This is a genomic window from Brevibacillus brevis (genome assembly GCF_031583145.1).
Lineage (GTDB): Bacteria > Bacillota > Bacilli > Brevibacillales > Brevibacillaceae > Brevibacillus > Brevibacillus brevis_E.
In genome coordinates this window covers 3,168,830-3,186,850 of record NZ_CP134050.1, presented here as the reverse complement: position 1 = coordinate 3,186,850, position 18,021 = coordinate 3,168,830, and the positions used below count along the sequence as shown (strand labels likewise).

At 53.5% G+C, this 18,021-nt stretch carries 14 protein-coding genes and 1 pseudogene; 12 read left to right on the top strand and 3 right to left on the bottom strand.

Annotated features, from left to right (window positions below):
* Positions 1–24: 24 nt before the first annotated feature.
* From RGB73_RS15800 to RGB73_RS15790, 3 genes are all read right to left on the bottom strand, one after another.
* Positions 25–936 carry an AEC family transporter gene (locus RGB73_RS15800; protein ID WP_310763476.1) on the bottom strand — a complete coding sequence of 304 codons (912 nt, stop codon included), beginning with the start codon at positions 934–936 and terminating at the stop codon, positions 25–27.
* A 200-nt stretch (positions 937–1,136) separates the two neighbouring features.
* Complete coding sequence (locus RGB73_RS15795; RefSeq protein WP_310774336.1) at positions 1,137–2,300, bottom strand: cytochrome P450; 1,164 nt, start codon at positions 2,298–2,300, stop codon at positions 1,137–1,139.
* 371 nt (positions 2,301–2,671) lie between these two features.
* Positions 2,672–3,214 (bottom strand): hypothetical protein, encoded by a 543-nt coding sequence (locus RGB73_RS15790; protein ID WP_310763475.1) that lies wholly within the window; start codon positions 3,212–3,214, stop codon positions 2,672–2,674.
* 182 nt (positions 3,215–3,396) lie between these two features.
* Here RGB73_RS15790 and dacB point away from each other — a divergent pair, with 182 nt between their 5' ends.
* The 12 genes and pseudogenes from dacB to RGB73_RS15730 all read left to right on the top strand — a co-directional run bounded on the left by dacB (position 3,397) and on the right by RGB73_RS15730 (position 17,988).
* A complete protein-coding gene (dacB, locus tag RGB73_RS15785) occupies positions 3,397–6,279 on the top strand; it encodes a D-alanyl-D-alanine carboxypeptidase/D-alanyl-D-alanine endopeptidase (protein WP_310763474.1) in 2,883 nt (960 codons plus the stop codon).
* 169 nt (positions 6,280–6,448) lie between these two features.
* Positions 6,449–7,513 (top strand): Ldh family oxidoreductase, encoded by a 1,065-nt coding sequence (locus RGB73_RS15780; RefSeq protein ID WP_310763473.1) that lies wholly within the window; start codon positions 6,449–6,451, stop codon positions 7,511–7,513.
* An 81-nt stretch (positions 7,514–7,594) separates the two neighbouring features.
* The gene (gene panD, locus RGB73_RS15775) at positions 7,595–7,987 is read left to right on the top strand and encodes an aspartate 1-decarboxylase (protein WP_310763472.1); all 393 of its coding nucleotides are present in this window, start codon (positions 7,595–7,597) and stop codon (positions 7,985–7,987) included.
* Between the two features lie 38 nt (positions 7,988–8,025).
* Positions 8,026–8,718 (top strand): YheC/YheD family protein, encoded by a 693-nt coding sequence (locus RGB73_RS15770; RefSeq protein ID WP_310763471.1) that lies wholly within the window; start codon positions 8,026–8,028, stop codon positions 8,716–8,718.
* 131 nt (positions 8,719–8,849) lie between these two features.
* The gene (locus tag RGB73_RS15765) at positions 8,850–9,671 is read left to right on the top strand and encodes an alpha/beta fold hydrolase (protein ID WP_310763470.1); all 822 of its coding nucleotides are present in this window, start codon (positions 8,850–8,852) and stop codon (positions 9,669–9,671) included.
* 93 nt (positions 9,672–9,764) lie between these two features.
* On the top strand, positions 9,765–11,099 hold the full coding sequence (gene brnQ, locus RGB73_RS15760; RefSeq protein ID WP_310763469.1) for a branched-chain amino acid transport system II carrier protein: 1,335 nt from the start codon (positions 9,765–9,767) through the stop codon (positions 11,097–11,099).
* A 162-nt stretch (positions 11,100–11,261) separates the two neighbouring features.
* Positions 11,262–12,814: pseudogene (locus RGB73_RS15755) on the top strand (spore germination protein).
* Positions 12,811–13,032: a hypothetical protein gene (locus RGB73_RS15750; protein WP_310763468.1), complete on the top strand. Its 222-nt coding sequence runs from the start codon at positions 12,811–12,813 to the stop codon at positions 13,030–13,032. The pseudogene RGB73_RS15755 and the gene RGB73_RS15750 overlap by 4 nt, the downstream one beginning before the upstream one ends.
* Before the next feature lie 17 nt (positions 13,033–13,049).
* The gene (locus RGB73_RS15745) at positions 13,050–14,141 is read left to right on the top strand and encodes a GerAB/ArcD/ProY family transporter (RefSeq protein WP_310763467.1); all 1,092 of its coding nucleotides are present in this window, start codon (positions 13,050–13,052) and stop codon (positions 14,139–14,141) included.
* 55 nt (positions 14,142–14,196) lie between these two features.
* Positions 14,197–15,303, top strand: coding sequence for a GerAB/ArcD/ProY family transporter (locus RGB73_RS15740; protein WP_310763466.1), 1,107 nt, complete (start codon positions 14,197–14,199; stop codon positions 15,301–15,303).
* The gene (locus tag RGB73_RS15735; RefSeq protein WP_310763465.1) at positions 15,300–16,481 is read left to right on the top strand and encodes a Ger(x)C family spore germination protein; all 1,182 of its coding nucleotides are present in this window, start codon (positions 15,300–15,302) and stop codon (positions 16,479–16,481) included. The genes RGB73_RS15740 and RGB73_RS15735 overlap by 4 nt, the downstream gene beginning before the upstream one ends.
* Positions 16,482–16,566: 85 nt before the next feature.
* Positions 16,567–17,988 carry an FMN-binding glutamate synthase family protein gene (locus RGB73_RS15730; RefSeq protein ID WP_310763464.1) on the top strand — a complete coding sequence of 474 codons (1,422 nt, stop codon included), beginning with the start codon at positions 16,567–16,569 and terminating at the stop codon, positions 17,986–17,988.
* Positions 17,989–18,021 lie beyond the last annotated feature (33 nt).

Sequence of the window (18,021 nt, the reverse complement as noted above, 5' to 3'; positions counted from 1 at the left end):
CCATCTCCACGGGTTGCTTTTTTGTCACAGCAGCATGTTGGAAATTCCCCACAGCAGCACGAAGCTGATGAGGATGGTCGTATTCGATACCATCCCGACGAACTTGTGATCATACTTGAATTCGACGGAATAGGCGAGGACGGAAACGCCCATCGGCAAGATGAACCCGACTAATAGCGTATACTTGAACATGTCTTCGAAAGGCAGCAGCATGAAGCAGACGATCCCGATCGCCAAACCGACGAGATAGCGAAGGCCGAGCACTTTCCAGAAATGGTGCTGGTAACGCTTGTCAAACGAGAAGTTCAGATAAATGCCGAGCAAGAGCAGGGACAGGGGCATGTTCGCTTTGGAAATCGTCCCGGTCACGCCGAGAAGCAAATCGGGAAGAGGAATGTGCGCCAGGTTGATGACAAAGATCACCAGGTACGTAAGGAGCGGAATCGACTTCGATACTTTTCCAAGCACCTGCTTGAAATCCAGCTTGACGTCCTCCGCCGAGTAGTAGCTGCCGATCAAATAGCTGACCCCAAAGACCACCAGAGCGTTGCCGATGTCGAACATCCCGAAATACGCGAGGCCTTTCTCTCCCCAGATTCCTTGCACGAGGGGATAAGCGAACAGACCGACATTGAAGCCGGGTATCATCATGCCAAGCATCCCTTTTGTCTTCCGGTTTTCGTTACGGAATGCGAAGTAGGCGAGGACGGCGGCGAGAATTCCGTACAAAAAACCGATGACAACCAAGAGCAGCAGGGAGCTGTCCAAGGAGATGTTGTGAAACGTGTGGATGATCAGACAAGGAAGGGTGAGGTTGAAGATGATGCGGGCCAGCCCTTCTCCGTCTTTTTCCTTGATGATGCGGAATCTTTTCAGCAGATACCCGAGTGCGATGATCAAGACCGATGATAAAAATTGACTGTTAAAACTGTCCATTTCGTAAGTCTCCTAACTTTCATGCTGTTCCGAGTGGTTGCTTCAAACAAGTAATGACTTTACCACTCATCGCGGAAGATGGAAAGACAGGAGAGGAAAAAAAGTTTGAGAAAAGTGTAAAGGGATCATGGAAAGCGATTGCAACGCGAATCATGGAAAAAGCCCCCGTTCTCTCATGCAAACAGGGGCGTCTTGTGGTGCTATGTACGTGCTGTAAATGTAATGGGATAGCTCTTCACACCGAACACGAAAGGGCTAGGAATAGGCGACAGCTTGGACTTTGTGAACTGCATATCGCCGAGCTTGGACAACAAGATTTCGAGCGCGATTTGACCCTCCAACCGGGCAAGCGGCGCCCCAAGGCAGAAGTGGATGCCAAACCCAAAGCCCATATGTGCATTGGGCTTGCGATCCGGCAGAAAAGTATCGGGATCCTCGAATTTGTCCGGATCGCGATTGGCAGAGCCCACCCATGAAACTACCTGCTGCCCTTTTTGGATTTGCTGGCCGCCGATCTCGACGTCTTCAGTGGCGACGCGGCCGATCGCTACGATCGGAGGATAGTAGCGCAGGGTCTCCTCCACCGTCGTTTTGACGAGTTCGGGATGGGTCCGCACCTGTTCCTGAATAGCGGGCTGCTCGGTCATCAGGCGGATCGCATTGGTGATGAGGTTGGTCGTCGTTTCGTTTCCGGCGACGAGCAGCAAGATGCAGAATTGTAAAATTTCGTCTTCCTCCAGCTTTTCCCCATCGATTTCGGCTTCCAGCAAGGCGGAGACCAGATCGTCTTCAGGCTTGCTGCGCCGCTCGGCCAATATCGCACGGAAGTACTCCGAGAGCTCCCTAACTGCTACATCGCGTTCCGCTACCATCTTGGCGAATGCTTCCTGGGAGTTTCCTTCCACTCCCTTGACCAACGTATCGGACCAATCCTTGAACAGCTTTCGATCTTTGGAAGGGACGCCCAGCAGCTCAGCGATGACAATGACAGGCAAGGGAGTCGCCAAGTCGTGGACGATATCCATCTGGCCTTTCGAAAGAACCTGATCGAGCAGGTCATGCGTGATGGACGTGATGCGCGGCGCCAGGTCGTTGATCGCTTTCGGCGTGAACGCTTTGTTGACCAGGTTGCGCATGTGCGTATGCTTGGGCTGGTCCATCGTCAGCAAAGTCTCGCCCCGGACTTCCAATCCGCGCCGGGAAGAGAAGGTGGCAGGATCCTTCAAGATGCGATGCACATCCTCATAGCGAAACACATCCCACGACTCGCGATCCTCATCGAAGCGGACCGGCGTGCTCTCACGGAGCTTTCGATAAATCGGAAAAGGTAACAACTGATCTTCTTCCCGCGCGAGTTCCTTCATATAGATGATGTTGGCGTAGCGGGTAGGCTGCTTGTCTGGATTCACGTTCTCACTTCCCCCTTTAAAACAGGCATATTCGATAACATTTCGCTTTCAGGAGGAAAATATTCGCTGCAGATGACTGCTCGGACATTCCCGTTTCCCTTCCGGCTCGATCCGTTTTATAATGGATGAGAACGAAACGGTAAGGAGTAGTTGGCATGAGTGATAATCGTGAAGGCAGCAACAAGCTGGTTATCTGGGGATTTGTCGGCACGATCCTGGCTTGCGCGCTGTCCATGGTCGTTTTCATTTACGTCATGAGAAGCTGACGGAGTTCGTTTACCGAAAAAGGAAGCTTGCGCACCGTGCCGGCTTCTTTTTTGTTTGGATTATCTGGAGACCGCTTTGACTTTGGCGGCGAGTTCGTCTACCGTGAGCTGATTCAGTTCGGCGAAGCCCGCCCCCTGAAGCGCTACCGTCTTGCCGAGGTGAAGCGGATAGACGCCTTGCCAGAGTCCGACCGTGCTGGACAAGTCGGTTCCTTGCACCCGATGGAGAAACAGAAGGTAGCTGCCTTCAGCCAGCGGACCCGGATAGATCTGGTTTAGAGGGCTGCGGGCGTCGGGCAAAGGATCGACTCCCGTGCTGACCATTTTGATGGAGGCAGAGGGAGCTCCTTTGATTGTCTGTGTGACCTGTAGGGTCTGTACGTAGTTGACCAACTTTCCTTCGCGAATGGATCGGCCCGTCGCAAAGGCCCGATAGGAAGCATCGGCTTTCACAGCGACGATCCAATCGCTTCGCTTGACCAGCTCCTGCCAAGACCTTGCCAAAGTAGGATCGACGCGAATGCTTCCGATGTCGCGTGCCGCGGCAGCCGGAAAGGCAATGGTGCAAAATAGCAGCAGGATGAGAGAAACACGATAGAACACACTAGATTTCTCCCTTCTTTTCCGAATGCTTTTAGTATGGTCATCGGTTGGCAAGTTAACCGGATTGTACTTTTTGGTATTATGGTAATATTTCGAAAATAAACGCGTCGTGCTATGATGTGTTCATATCGCTAGAGGATCTCACAAGAGAGAGAAGAATAGGAGAAGACGAGGAGGACGTTATGAACGTACGGTGTATCAGACATGGGTTCGCGTGGATCCTGATGCTTTTGCTCGTGTTCCAGGCGGCAGCTGCGCCTGCACTTGCCCAGGAAGCAACGGCAGCTGCGAGCCCGCTCGCCGCCAGTGTGGAAAAATTTTTGTCCGATCTGCAAAAAGGCGAAGAGAACATGGGGTTGTATGCGGGGATCGCTGTGTACGACTGGACGGACAAAAGATATATTTACACCCATCATGAAAAGCGCCATTATATACCGGCTTCCAACATGAAGCTGTTTACGACGATTGCGGCCCTCGATCGTTTGGGACCGGCCTTCCAGTGGAAGACCGAGGTGTACATAGACGGACAGGTAAATGCCGGAGGGATCCTGCAGGGCAATCTCATCTTGAAAGGGAACGGGGACCCGAGTCTGACCGAGGAAGGACTGCAAGAGCTGGCGGCCGCTGTCAAAGAAAAAGGCATCAAGCAGGTGAACGGAAATCTGCTGTTGGATGAAAGCTACTTCGACGATGTCCGGCTCGGCACGAGCTGGATGTGGGACGACGAGCCATACGGGTACAGCGCCCAACTGAGTGCGCTTGCGGTTCACAAAAACTTCGTTACGGCTACAATCGCTCCGGGACAAAAGATCGGCGATGCCGCGAAGATTGCCCTCGAACCCGCCACTTCCTACCTGACCCTAACCAATCGGGCCAAGACCGTAGAGGGAAGCAAATCCGACCTGACGGTGGAGCGTCTCCGGGGGAAAAACGAGGTCATCGTAACCGGGACGATCGGAACGAAGGCGGCGCCATACCAGGAGGATGTGACGATGGAGGACCCGGCAATGTTCGTCGGGGAGATTTGGAAAAGACAGCTGCTTGCTCAGGGCGTCAAGCTGGGTCCGAAAGCACAGGTAATGAAGACGGCTGTGACCAAAGGGGTGCCTTTGACATCGCACCTCTCTCCGACGCTTGGGGAGATCATTGTCGAGCTGAACAAGGAGAGCGACAATTTCTACGCGGAGATGCTCCTCAAGACTTTGGGGGCAACGCAAAAAGGGAAAGGCAGCTTCGAGGCGGGCGTCGAGACCGTGTCCGATGTGCTCAAGCGGGCTGGCATCGATTCGGGCTATCGTCAAGCGGACGGTTCGGGTCTCTCCCGATTTGACCTCGTCACGCCTGAGCAGGTCGTCGAACTGCTGTCGTTCCTTCAAGACCAGGACTATCGGGAAGCGCTGGAGGCGTCATTGCCGATCGCGGGCGTAGATGGCACGTTGAAAAACCGGCTGATCGGCACGCCAGCTGAAAGCCGGTTGATCGCCAAGACCGGCTCTATGGGCGGAGTAAACAGCTTGTCCGGCTACGTTACGGCGAAAAATGGACACAAGCTCCTCTTTTCCATTCTGATCAATGGAATTTACAAATCCAAATACGCGAAGGATCTGCAGGATTACATCGCGGTCCAGCTGGCCACTTACCCTGACAACCGTACGCCGGATGGCTATGCACCAAAAACACCTGCGACCTACCAGCTGTCCGCCGTGCTCGACCCGATCCTCGACAAGCCCGAGGCAGCCGGATTGACTGCGGGTCTGATCGTGAAAAAGGTGGGTGGCGAGGTCCTGTACGAGAGGGACGCCGACTCGCTGCTCACGCCAGCCTCCAATCTCAAGCTGTTGACGACCGGTGCCGCGCTGACAAGACTGGGGCCGGACTACACTTTTAAGACGGAGCTTTACGGAGATGCTCCTATCGCGAAGAACGGAGTTCAGACGGGCAATGTCTACATCAAAGGCTATGGTGACCCCACTCTTCACACTGAAGATGCCTTGAAGGTGCAGGAGGGCGTCTCGATCGAGGAAATTGCCGCCTGGCTGAAGGCCCAAGGGATCAAGCGAGTGAGCGGGAATCTCGTCATGGACGAGAGCTTTTTCGACCAGCAGCGATTGGGTTTGGGGTGGGCCTGGGATGACGAGAGCTATTCGTATAACCCGACATTGGGAGCCCTGGCGCTAAACCGCGGAACCGTCATGATTCAATACGAACCTGCGAAGAATGCAGGGGAGCCCGTAAGGATCAATGTGCTGCCGAAAACGTCCTACGTAACCGTCATCAATCAGGCCACGACCGCATCTGCAGGAGAGGAAAATACAATTGCCATCGCGCGTGACCGCGCCACGAATACGATTCGCCTCACCGGGAGCCTGCCGTTGGACCAAAGCGCCGACTACGAACGCGTACCTGTCGAAGAACCTGCCAAGTACGTTGGAACGGCCCTGAAAGAAGCGTTGGTCAAAGCGGGAGTCAGCTTTTCTCCGAACAGCAATGTCGAAATCGGGACGGTTCCGCCATCTGCTGCGAAGTGGACCGAGTTTGCCTCGCTGCCCCTAAAGGATATCCTTCTTTATTTGAATAAACAGAGTGACAACTTTTATGCGGAAATGATGCTCAAAACGCTCGGAGCGGTAATCAAAGGGGAAGGAAGTTCGGCAGCTGGAGCCGAGGTCGTTCAGGAAACGCTGAAATCGCTGGGTGGCCAAACGAACTTTGACATGGTAGACGGCTCCGGTTTGACCCGCTACAATCTGATTTCCGCAAGGCATATCGCGGCCATGCTCGAAGGAATGACGAAGTCGAAGGACTTTGCCGTGTATTACGAGTCGCTGCCGATTGCCGGTGTGGATGGGACCTTGAAGAACCGTTTGAAGGGGACGGGGGCAGAGAACAACGTGCACGGCAAAACGGGGTCGATGACGGGCGTCAACAGTTTGTCCGGCTATTTCACGACCAAAGACGGCGAGCAGCTCGTTTTCTCAATTGTATTGAACGGTTACGCCGAAAGCAGCAAAGTGATGACCGGCTTGCAGGATGAAATCATCACGAGTCTCTCTTCCAGCGAATAATGCACATTTTCATGAGGACGTTCTCTTTTTCCGAAAGAACGTCCTCTTCCTTTCGCTTTTTCCGGACGCTGGGCCAATGACGGTGTCGGTGCTGAGACTGCTATCATATCTATATCCAGGTGCATACGGATGCGAACGGTAGAAGTAGCTGGGGAGGGAAGATAGATCAGTGGGACCGAGACACTTTGATTGGAGACGGCTGGAGGAACTGGCCACGAATCTGCTTGTCCGGGCGGGGGCGTCCGAACAGCACGCCCGAACGGTTGCCCAATCGCTGGTACACGCAGACCTGCGGGGAATCGAATCCCATGGACTTGCCCGCTTGCCGATTTACCTCGAACGCATAAATGCCGGTGTCATCAGATTGGACAGCGAACCGAAAGTCATCATGCAGGAGGGCGCAACAGCTCTGATCGACGGTGACAACCACCTGGGTGCCGTAGTTGGGATGGCGGCACTGGATCAAGCGATTTCCCTGGCGAGACAGATGGGAGTCGGTTTCGTTGGAGTACGTCATTCCAATCATTTCGGCAGCTGCTCGTACTATGCGGAACAGGCAATCGAGAGAGGACAGATCTTGCTCGTGCTGTCCAATGCGCCGGAAGCAATGGCCCCGACCGGCGGCATTCGCCCATTTTTCGGGACGAATCCCGTTGCCGTAGGGATTCCGGCGGGAAAGCAGCCACCGTTTTTGCTCGATATGGCGACGAGCGTCGCAGCTCGAGGGAAGATTGCGCTGGCGGAAAAAAGAGGCGAGAGCATCCCGGCAGACTGGGCGATTGATTCGGAAGGCAACCCGACGACCAGTCCGCAGGCAGCATTGGCTGGTTCCCTCTTGCCCATCGGCGGGGCGAAAGGGTACGGTCTTGCCATGTTTATCGATATTCTGTGCGGCATATTGACAGGAGCCGCCTGTGGGCCGGGTGTCCGCAGCCTGTACGACAATCTGGAACATCCGCAAAATATCGGTCACGTTTTTATGGCGGTTGACATCGAACGATTCTGGCCGCTCTCTGTTTTTCAACGAAGGATGGACGCGTACATCAATGAAATCAAGTCCGTACCCCGAAGAGCGGGAATCGAAGAAATCATGATTCCCGGGGAGATCGAGAGACGGAACATGGAGAGTCAGAAGTCGAAAGGAATCACGCTGGCGACAGGCATCGCAAAAGAGCTTGAACGCTTGTGCGCGGAGATCGGGCTCGACTTGCGGGATGCATGTATCGAAGAGTGAGAGGAAACGACGGCCATCAGTTTCACAGACAGCCTTTTGCACATAGACTGGTGTCATCGGTTTGGAAAGGAAGGATGGCTCATGCAAAGGCATATGTGCAAAGGAAAAATACATCGAGCGACAGTGACGCAGGCGGAACTGAACTACGTCGGAAGCATCACGATCGACGCCCTTCTCTTGAAAGCGGCTGACATCATGCCTTATGAAATCGTACAGGTCACCAGCCTTCGCAACGCCACACGGTGGAAGACGTACGCTCTGCCGGCACCGGAAGGATCTGGGAAAATATGCTTGAACGGACCGCCCGCCCACTTATTTGCACCCGGCGATCTGGTCATCATCCTCAGTATGGGGATGTATGAGGAAAAAGAAGCAGCAAAGCTGGTACCACGGGTCGTTTTTGTCGATGAACAAAACCAAATCACCAAGATAGAGGAGCATCATCTCATTACGAATGGGGAGACATCGTCATAAAAGCGCCAAACGTCGGAAAGTGGAGCAAGCATCAGCATATGGTGAAGCATGAGTTCCTGCGGGAATACTTGCCCGCAACCAAGCTGTTCTCGCCCGACATGCTGTGGAGATACGTCGAGGACTATGAGAAAGTCATGCTGAAGCCGTCGGGAGGTGGAGGGGGAGCCGGCATCATCCAGCTCACGGACAAAGGCAATGACCGGTACCTCGTACACGCTGGCAGTACGAAGCGAGTGGTGGAAGGTCGAGAGAAGACGGTTTCTTACGTAAAATCGCTGTTCAGGCCAAAGCAGTACCTTCTGCAGCCGCTGATATCGCTTGGAAGGATCGATGGACGGCCGTTTGATGTGCGGGTGATGGTGCAGCGATCGGGAAAGAAGTCACCTTGGACTGTCACCGGATGGGTCGCCAAATTGGCAGGCCCCGGCTATGTGGTGACGAATGTCGCACGCAGCAGAGGGAAAGTGCTCCCGCTTCATACCGCCATCCGCTTGTCCAATGTGGAAGCGTCAGACGATTTGCTTGACGAGATCCGCCATGTCACGCTGGAAGCGGCCGACACGTTGGGAAAAGCGTACCCTACTCTAAGGGAAGTCGGATTTGACCTGGGAATCGATATCGAGGGAAAGCCATGGATCATCGAAGCCAATTTTCGTCCGTCTCTCTCCCTCTTTCGAAAGCTAAAGGATCAAACCTTTTACAAGCAGATCATTGCTATGCGAAAAAAATGAAGGAAAAACCACGGGTCCAGAGTTACACCTAGGGCCGCGTGGTTTTTTGCTGATGTTCGCTTTCCTTTTTGTGGGGAATCCGCTAAGATGAAGAAAAAAGGAACGTTTGTTCCGCTTGGAGGGGTGTTGGCATGTTTTGCGATTTGGGCGATGTATCGGTTTACTATGAAACGCACGGGGAAGGGATTCCTGTACTGTTGATTCATGGATTCACCCCTGACCACCGGTTGATGAAAGGCTGCTTTGAGCCATTATTCGCCAAGCGGACAGGTTATCAGCGAATCTATCTCGATCTGCCGGGAATGGGGCGTACCAAAGGAGAAGAGTGGATCCAAAGCTCCGACGAGATGCTCGATGTCGTGGAGCGCTTTATTGAAAGGGTGGTCCCGGAAGGATCGTATCTGCTGGCTGGTGAATCGTACGGCGGATACTTGGCGAGAGGATTGGCTGCCAGGAAAAAAGAAAGAATCGCCGGCCTTCTATTCCTTTGTCCGCTTATCCAGCCTCTCGATTCCAACCGAATGGTTCCTCCCGCTTCGGTGATTGCGAGAGACGAGGCGTTTGTCGCCACGCTGCCCAAAGAACAGCAGGACCAGTTTACTTCCATAGCGGTAGTCCAGGACCGAACCAACTGGGAACAGTTCGCGAGAGACATCCTGCCAGGGCTGCAAGTCGCTGACCGGGAGTTTCTGAGGAGAATCAGCAAGCGTTACGCATTCTCCTTTGATTTGGACCACGAGCACTTTGACAAGCCTGCGCTGTTCTTGACAGGAAGGCAGGATCACGTCACGGGCTATGCAGATGTGTGGGCCATTCTGGATCGTTATCCTCGTGCGAGCTTTGCCGTCCTTGATCGGGCCGGACACAATCTGCAAATCGAGCAAAGCCACCTGTTTCGCGAGCTTGTGGAGGAATGGCTGGAGCGCGTAGCGGAATACGAAAACTTGCAATGATTTTGCAATTGCGAATACGGGCGAATCACTAGTATCTGGCGCGGAAACTTGGTAGAATGCCTCTCATTATGATGGGAGGTAGTATGATCGCCGATGATAACCTTATCCAAACGTGAACTGATCTTGGTCAGTTTTATGCTCTTCTCCATGTTTTTTGGCGCAGGCAACCTCATTTTTCCGCCGTTTCTGGGACAGTCAGCCGGGATGAGTGTCTGGGTGTCTCTGGCAGGATTCATTTTGTCCGCCGTGGGTTTGCCGATCCTGGGAGTAGTGGCAATCGCGAAAGCAGGGACCTTTCACCGCCTGGCTAGTCGCGTCCATCCGCTTTTCGCCGTCATTTTTCCGTTTCTGATCTACGTGTCGATCGGACCCGGGCTCGCCATTCCCCGTGCAGGCAGTTTGGCATTCGAAATGGGGATGGCACCATTCCTGTCCGAGGAGTGGGTCAGCTCGCCCATCAGTCTGTTCCTGTACACGTTGGTGTTTTTCGGCATCGTCTTTTGGTTGAGTCTATCTCCCTCCAAGCTGGTCGATCGCTTTGGAAAATGGCTGACTCCCGCGCTGCTGGCCTTGATCGCCCTGATCTTCCTCAAGAGTCTGATGACGCCGATGGGGCCAAGCACAGAGCCTGTCGCCAAGTATGCCGAGCACCCGTTTATCCAAGGGTTCCTGGATGGATATTTGACGATGGACGCTCTGGCCGCGCTCGTATTTGGCATTGTGATCGCTGGCACGCTTCGAAATAAAGGCGTTGACGAGCCGAAGTCGGTGTCCGCCCACATGATCATGGCGGGTGTAGGGGCCGGTGTTTTGTTGACCATCATCTATGTGATTCTCGGAGTACTTGGTTCCCGCAGCTCGTTCGTAGGCAATGCCGAGAATGGCGCCCAGATCTTGACCGGTGTCATGCAGCATTTGTTTGGCCAAGCCGGGACGATTCTTCTCGGTATCGTGTTTACCGTCGCATGCCTTTGTGTATCGATCGGGCTCGTCACATCCTGCAGCCAATACTTTCAAGGTCTGTTTGGCACCCTGTCTTACCGGGCATGGGTCACCATTTTGTGCTTGCTGTCCATGGCGATCGCCAATTTGGGTCTGACGGAAATTTTAAGTGTGTCTGTTCCGATTCTGGGCGCGATCTATCCTGTCGCGATCGTCCTGATTGGCCTGGCAGTGCTGGAGGGGCTGATTCCATCCACGTCATGGGTATATCCCGTCACAGTGGGAGTCGTCGCCTGCTTCGGCGTAATCGACATGGTGAATGTCACCTTCTTGCGACATGCTTGGGATGATTGGCTGCTTTTCCTGCCCTTTTACGGGGAGGGTGCAGGATGGATCATGCCTGCGTTGCTCGCGGGGTGCGCCGGTATGCTGCTCGACTTCGGGAAAAAAGTTCTGTCCGTTTACGAGAAAGGCGGTTCGTCCTAGTCGCCACTGCTCTTATTCGTAGCTCGTTTCAGAGAAAAAACGTCCGGTTACACGGGCGTTTTTTTGTTTGCTCATTCATTGACTCTACTTCGACGATGGATAAAAGTCCCACCTGTTGGGCAAAATTTCCGTAACCTGGATGAGGCAGGAGAGGGTTGCACAGTGCGTGGGAATGCTCGCAAGTGGTGGAGAGCAAACAGAAGCAAAGTCAAACAGCAGCAGCAAACTCCTTCTCGCACCGCTTTGGATAAAAACCTTGCCAACAATGAAGACCTTCTGCGGTCGTTATACGACAATTGCACCGATATTGTGTTTCGCTCATTTCTTATTTTCGGGACGATCCCGGCTCTCCTGATTTATGTTGACGGCCTTGCCAATATTGAAGAACTGGATGGCCGCGTGCTTTCGCCGCTTATGCATGGCAGAGGGAATCAAGAGTGGGACGTGCATGCGTTTCTCCAAAAAGCCGTTCCCGTTTCGAAAATGCAGGAGTTGAATTCTCTCGAAGAGTGTGTGGATTCGATCGCCAATGGGTATCCGGTGCTGCTCATCGATCAGCAACAGGCAGCGATCTCCATCGGCCTCTCCAAATGGGAAAAACGAGCCATCGAAGAGCCGGTCGCCGAAGGCCGAGGGAAGGGTTCTCTGAATCGATCACGGTCAATACTTCTTTGTTGCGCCGACTCATCAAGACGCCTGCCCTCAAAATGGAACGAAGAAACATCGGGGGTTACACCAAGACCGCTGTGATCGTGGCCTACATCGAAGGGCTGGTGGACAAGACCTTGGTAAAGGAAGTCCATTCGCGGTTGGATCGCATCGAAATTGACGGCATTTTGGAAAGCGGCTACATCGAAGAGTTTATTGAAGATCAGCCGTCTTCTCCCTTTCCGCAAATCTTGAGCACGGAGCGGCCTGATGTGGTATGCGGAAATTTGCTGGAAGGACGAGTGGCGATCTTAGTGGACGGGACGCCTTTTGTGTTGATCGCTCCGGCCACGTTGTTCTCCATGCTCCAGTCCAGCGAAGACTACTACCAGCGTTCGATGGCCAGCACTGCCATCCGGTGGCTGCGTTACTTTTTCACCACGATGTCTTTCATCCTGCCGTCCCTGTATGTGGCTCTTATCACGTTTCATCATGAGATGGTGCCGACCTCTCTTCTCATCAGCATGGCGTCCTCCCGTGAAGCGGTCCCGTTTCCCGCTCTAGTCGAGGCGATGATAATGGAAGTTACATTTGAGGCTTTGCGCGAAGCAGGGGTAAGGCTCCCGAAACAAGTCGGGGCGGCAGTCAGCATCGTGGGAGCTCTCGTTATCGGTCAGGCTGCTGTGCAGGCTGGACTCGTATCGGCGCCCATGGTCATCGTCGTGGCGATTACCGGGATTGCCTCGTTTATGATTCCGCATTACATTGCGGGTATTTCCATTCGCTTGCTGCGGTTTCCGATGATGCTGCTGGCGGGAACGTTGGGTCTCTTGGGGATTATGCTGGGAATCATTACAGTGGTTGTTCATCTCTGTTCGCTTCGTTCTCTGGGCGTGCCTTACCTGAGCCCTGTCGGACCGTTGAAGACCAGTGAATTGAAAGACACGATCATCCGTGCGCCTTGGTGGCTCATGGATTCACGCCCGCATCTGACTGGGGAGTCAAACGAGTACAGGCAGGTACCCGGGTTGAAGCCGGATCCTACGGAAGGGGGAGAATCGTCTTGAAATGGGGCGTCATTCTCAGCATGACGGCCTTGGCTGTCCTTTTGATTTTGTTTGAGTGGCCGCGAATGAAAAAGGTGCCGAAAAAAGACAAGGTGGTATTTTTTGTCCTGATTTTCCTGGCGTGGATCCTTTCTCTGCAGGATTTGCCGAATCTGCCTGGGCCGGCTACGGCGTTGAATGCTCTCTTCAAACCGATCGGGAGCGTGTTGGAGCCATAAAAATAGAGGGTGAGAAGATGCTGGACAAAGGGAAGATCTCTGCTGCACAGATGGGCATGATGTTGTTTTTGGCAGTCGTTGCTTCCGGAGTGATGTGGATCCCGGGCATTTCGGGTAAGTATGCCAAAGCCGACATGTGGCTGTCGCCGTTGTGGGCATCCTTCGCCGGCTTGTTGACCGTGCTGGTCGCGTATCGGCTCCACGTCCTGTACCCCGAACGGACCGCGATCCAATACAGTGAAGAGATACTGGGGCGTCTGTCTGGTAAAGCCGTCGGGCTGGTCATCGTCCTGTTTTATCTTCACATCACGGGATTTATCGTTCGCAGCTATGCGGAGTTTATCGTGGCCAATTTTCTGCACAAAACCCCGATTACCGCGGTCATCGTCACAATGATCCTCGTTTCCGCTTTTGCTGTAAGTGGGGGAGTCGAGGTGCTGGGCAGGACGGCACAGCTTTTTGTTCCTATTTTTTTGATACCGGTCTTATTCATGCCGCTCTTGGTGAGGGAGATGAAGCTGGGGAATGTCTTTCCGATTCTGGAGCACGGGGTCATTCCTTCCTTACAGGGAGCATTGGTGCCGAGCGGGTGGTTTTGCGAAATGTTCCTGATGTCCTTTTACCTGCCGTTCGTTCACAATCAAACCAAAGGCATGCGCGCCAGTTTGGTCAGCCTCCTCGGGATCATGCTGCTGCTTACGATCGTCAATCTATTCATCCTGCTCGTTCTGGGAAAACAGGCGCCTGACTTTCTCTTCCCGGTCATGGTTGCGTTTCGGTATATCAGTATTGCAGACTTTTTCGAGAACATGGAATCGCTGATCATGGCGATCTGGATCTATGGGATGTTTGTCAAGATCTCGGTGTTTTACTACGCGAGCGTGCTCGGAGCCAGCCAATGGCTGAAAATGAGCGAATACCGGACCCTCGTCTTGCCGTTGGGGGTTTTTGTCGGGGTGCTTAGTTTCTGGTCCTTTCCCGACTTCAACGGAATCGTCCAATTCAACACCTTTACGTTTCCGTTTTATGCGACATTGATTCAGACGCTGCTTCCTCTGCTTCTGCTCGGAGTAGGCTCTATCCGAAGAAAACGGGAGCGGAATGCATAGGGCAGACATGAGTAGGGTGTCTGTCTTCGACTTGTCCATGCGAGGAGGGAGATCCATGCTGGAGAAAGGAAAGATATCACCAATGCAGGCTGCGATGGTTTTGTATCCGGTCATCATGTCTACTGCGATGGTGATGGGACCCAGCATCATGGCAAAACGAGCCCTGCAGGACATGTGGCTCACGCCGGTATGGGCTTCGATCGCCGGGCTCCTCGCTGTATGGCTCGCATTTCAATTGCATAGTCGATATCCGAATATGAGCGTGATCGAACAAAGCGTACAGATTGTAGGGACCGTCCCAGGCAAGATCATCGGTCTTTTTTATGTTTACATCCTTTTGCAAATCAATGGATTTACCGTCAGGGAATACGCTGAATTCATCGCCTTTTTTTTGCAGGAAACTCCCTTGACAGTCGTCTCCGCTGTTTTCGTGATGGTGTGCGCATTTGCAGCATATGGGGGGATCGAAGTCATCGGGCGAGCGGGGCAATTTTTTTTCCCTTTCATGGTCGTTCCCTTCCTCGTGATGATTCTCTTGGTAATGAAAGACATGGAGCCGCAAAACATTTTGCCGTTCATGGAAAACGGGCTTCTCCCCACTTTGAGAGCAGCTGTCCTGCCTCAAGGCTGGTTCAGTGAGGTGTTCCTCCTCTCGTTTTTCCTCCCTTCCGTCAGCAGCGAGCAGAAAGCCAAACGCGTTCTGATCTTGATGCTCTGCTCCTGTGTTCTCACCATGGTGATTGCGAACTTGACGACGTTGTTCTTGATGGGAGACTCCTCGATTGCGATGTTGTTTCCTCTGATGGATATCGCCAGGTACATCAGCGTCGCTTCGTTTTTTGAAAACCTGGAGTCGGGTGTGATGGCCATTCTTGTCATCGGCGTTTTCATTAAAGTTTCGATATTCTATTACGCGACGGCCTTGGCGGTTGCCCAGTGGCTGCAGCTTTCCGATTATCGGGTGACCGTCATCCCAATCGGGTGGATGACGGTGCTGTTCAGTTTTTGGGGAATTGCAAACTTCTCTACCGTGAGCGAATGGAACAACTTGACCATTCCGTTCTATTTGGCCTTCAGCTTCGTGATCATCCCTGCTGTGCTCCTGCTCCTGTCCGTTGTTTTTCAGAGGCGCAGCTCGGCAAAGAGAGGCGAAGCGGGATGAAAAAGCTGTGGTTTGTTGCGAGCATCAGCCTGTCGCTTCTCACAGGGTGCTGGGACCGTACGGAAGTGAATGACCTGGCGATCGTTACGATGGCGGCTATTGACAAAGGGAAAAACGACAATGTTCTGCTGAGTGTGCAAATCTTCGTTCCGCGGGCATTGGGGGGAGGAGGGACGGGATCGGGAGGAGACGGCAGCGGTGGAAAACTGACCATGGTACAGAGCAGTGAGGGCGTCAATATGGCGGATGCGATGTCCAAGCTGCAGACCAAGATCTCCAGACAAATCTTTTGGGGGCATTGCAAGGTGTACATGTTCGGGGAGGCGGTAGCCAGAAAAGGGGTGGCGGACCATATCGACTATCTCGTCCGACATCCGGAACCGCGAAACCGGGCCAATCTGTTTGTTTCCAGGGGAGATGCGGTCGATATGCTAAAGCTCACGCCCGTCCTGGAGAGATCGACTGCAGAAACCTTGCGGGAAATTGCCGATTTGCACATCGGAATGTCCGTGACTTTAGTCGATTTTCGAAACATGCTGAGAGGAGAAGGAGAAGCAGTAGTTTTGCCGGTGATCGAGAACGGAAAGAGACTCGGAGGAAAGGAGGGAAAAGAAGTCCAAAATGTTTTGGCCGGTACGGCCGTGTTTAAACGTGACAAAATGGTCGGATTGATACCCCCGACTCCTACGCGCGGGCTGCTTTGGCTGCGCGATGAAATTTCGCGGGCCGCCATAACGGTCCGGATCAAAAATACCGAGGGAGTCGTCTCCGTGACCCCGATACGGATGAAGGCGAGGCTGACTCCTCGCATCGAAAATGGCAAATGGTCCATGCTGGTAAAGGTGGATACTGAGGGGAACGTGGTAGAAAACGGAACCAGGCTGAATCTGTTGAAGCCGGAATGGCTGGCCCAGGTACAACAAGCGGTGGGGGAAGACATCGATCACCGGATCAAAATGGCGCTGCACATCCTCCAGGACGAGCTGAAGGCCGATGTCGTCAATTTTGCGGCAGCTTTTCACCGCAACTATCCGCAGGAATGGGAGGACGCCCAAAAACGATGGGATGAAATCTTTCCTAAGATCGAGGTAAATACGCACATCAATGTCGATATCCGCAGACCGGGGTTGATCTCCATTCCCGCCGGTATCCCCCAATCCGAAGTGAAAGACCATTAGGGATACGGCATCGTGTTCTGTTTTCCAATATGGGGCAGTCTAGTAGGAGAAGGCTTTCCGATGCGGACACAAAGGGAGGTAACACATGGATGGAAAATGGCTTCCTTTCCTGATCGGTTCATTCGTGGGAACGATACTCGCCAGCTTCTGTATTGGGTTGCTGTTGTTCTGCTCGTTTCGGCCTCTGTCCAAATGGCTGCTGGCCACCTTCATGAAGCGACTGATGGGGGACCGCTACCCGGAAAATGTGTTCGAGATGGTGTCAGCCATGAGGAAAATCCATCCGCAGATCGTCCTGGAAAACAGTTTGCGGGCAGCCTCTGGGCAAGTCATTGAACGGCCGTTTGGAAGTCCTCGAACGTATCTGACTTTTGATGGCTTGATTTTTTCCCCGGCCCAATTGGCGGTCATGCCTTCACCCGAGGACTCGGATGTCGACCTTCGCATTACGATCGGTCCGATGGCCAAAAAGCCGTTGACATTGGACATTCCCATCATGCCGGGTGGAATGGGGTACGGCATTGGGATTAGCGAGAGAGTCAAGATCGCGATTGCCAAAGGGACCGCGCAAGCAGGGACATTATCCAATACCGGGGAAGGGCCGTTATTGCCGGAGGAACGGAGGTATGCCAAGCATCTCATCATCCAGTACAACTCAGGGACGTGGGGCAAGGAGTTGGAGACGCTGCGGCAGGCGGATGCGATCGAAATCCACTTTGGCCAGGGCGCATCCGCCGGTGCGGCGAGCTTTATCCCGGCCGAGTACATCGAGGGTAGAGCCAGCCAGATCATGGGGGTGGCAGACGAGGAAGTAGTCGTGATCCCATCGCTGCATCCGGACGTCCTCAGCCCGGAAGACTTGACGAAGCTGGTCGACAGGCTCAGAACCATTACGGACGGGGTGCCTATCGGGGTGAAAATTTGTGCCAGCGCCATTCTGGAGCAGGACATGGAGATCGCCATACAGGCAGGTGTGGACTTTATCAGCATCGACGGCGGGCAGGCGGGAACCAAGGGCAGTCCGCCCATTTTGGAGGACGACTTCGGACTTCCTACGATTTACGCGCTGTCCCGAGCCGTTCGTTACCTGAAGCAAAGGGGAGTAAAGGATCGGATTACCCTGCTGTCTGGCGGCGGCTACTGTACGCCGGGAGAATGCCTGAAAGCATTGGCTCTTGGTGCTGACGGCATTTTCATGGGAACAGCCGTGATCTGGGCGATGACCCATGATCAAGTGACCAAGGCGATTCCATGGGAACCGCCGACGGAATTGACGTGGTATCCGGGAAAAATGAAGGATCAGTTTGATGTCGAATCAGCCGCCAAGTACTTGGCGAACTTTTTCGCTTCATTCGCGGAGGAAATGGAAATCGCGATTCTCGCGCTCGGGAAGACATCTTTGAAAGAAGTGACAGCAGACGACCTGATCGCCCTTGATGAAATGACCAGCAAGGTCACCCAGGTTCCGCTTGCTTTTTATCCGAAGGAAGCACAGGCAGGTCAATGATGGCCACATTCTTAGCCCATGTCGGGAAAAGGA

What these genes read in the sequence shown, in the direction of transcription:
- RGB73_RS15800 (WP_310763476.1), bottom strand. Translation starts at nt 936, where the DNA reads ATGGACAGTTTTAACAGTCAATTTTTATCATCGGTCTTGATCATCGCA.
- RGB73_RS15795 (WP_310774336.1), bottom strand. Translation starts at nt 2,300, where the DNA reads ATGAAGGAACTCGCGCGGGAAGAAGATCAGTTGTTACCTTTTCCGATT.
- dacB (WP_310763474.1), top strand. Translation starts at nt 3,397, where the DNA reads ATGAACGTACGGTGTATCAGACATGGGTTCGCGTGGATCCTGATGCTT.
- panD (WP_310763472.1), top strand. Translation starts at nt 7,595, where the DNA reads ATGCAAAGGCATATGTGCAAAGGAAAAATACATCGAGCGACAGTGACG.
- RGB73_RS15770 (WP_310763471.1), top strand. Translation starts at nt 8,026, where the DNA reads ATGGTGAAGCATGAGTTCCTGCGGGAATACTTGCCCGCAACCAAGCTG.
- RGB73_RS15765 (WP_310763470.1), top strand. Translation starts at nt 8,850, where the DNA reads ATGTTTTGCGATTTGGGCGATGTATCGGTTTACTATGAAACGCACGGG.
- brnQ (WP_310763469.1), top strand. Translation starts at nt 9,765, where the DNA reads ATGATAACCTTATCCAAACGTGAACTGATCTTGGTCAGTTTTATGCTC.
- RGB73_RS15745 (WP_310763467.1), top strand. Translation starts at nt 13,050, where the DNA reads ATGCTGGACAAAGGGAAGATCTCTGCTGCACAGATGGGCATGATGTTG.
- RGB73_RS15740 (WP_310763466.1), top strand. Translation starts at nt 14,197, where the DNA reads ATGCTGGAGAAAGGAAAGATATCACCAATGCAGGCTGCGATGGTTTTG.
- RGB73_RS15735 (WP_310763465.1), top strand. Translation starts at nt 15,300, where the DNA reads ATGAAAAAGCTGTGGTTTGTTGCGAGCATCAGCCTGTCGCTTCTCACA.
- RGB73_RS15730 (WP_310763464.1), top strand. Translation starts at nt 16,567, where the DNA reads ATGGATGGAAAATGGCTTCCTTTCCTGATCGGTTCATTCGTGGGAACG.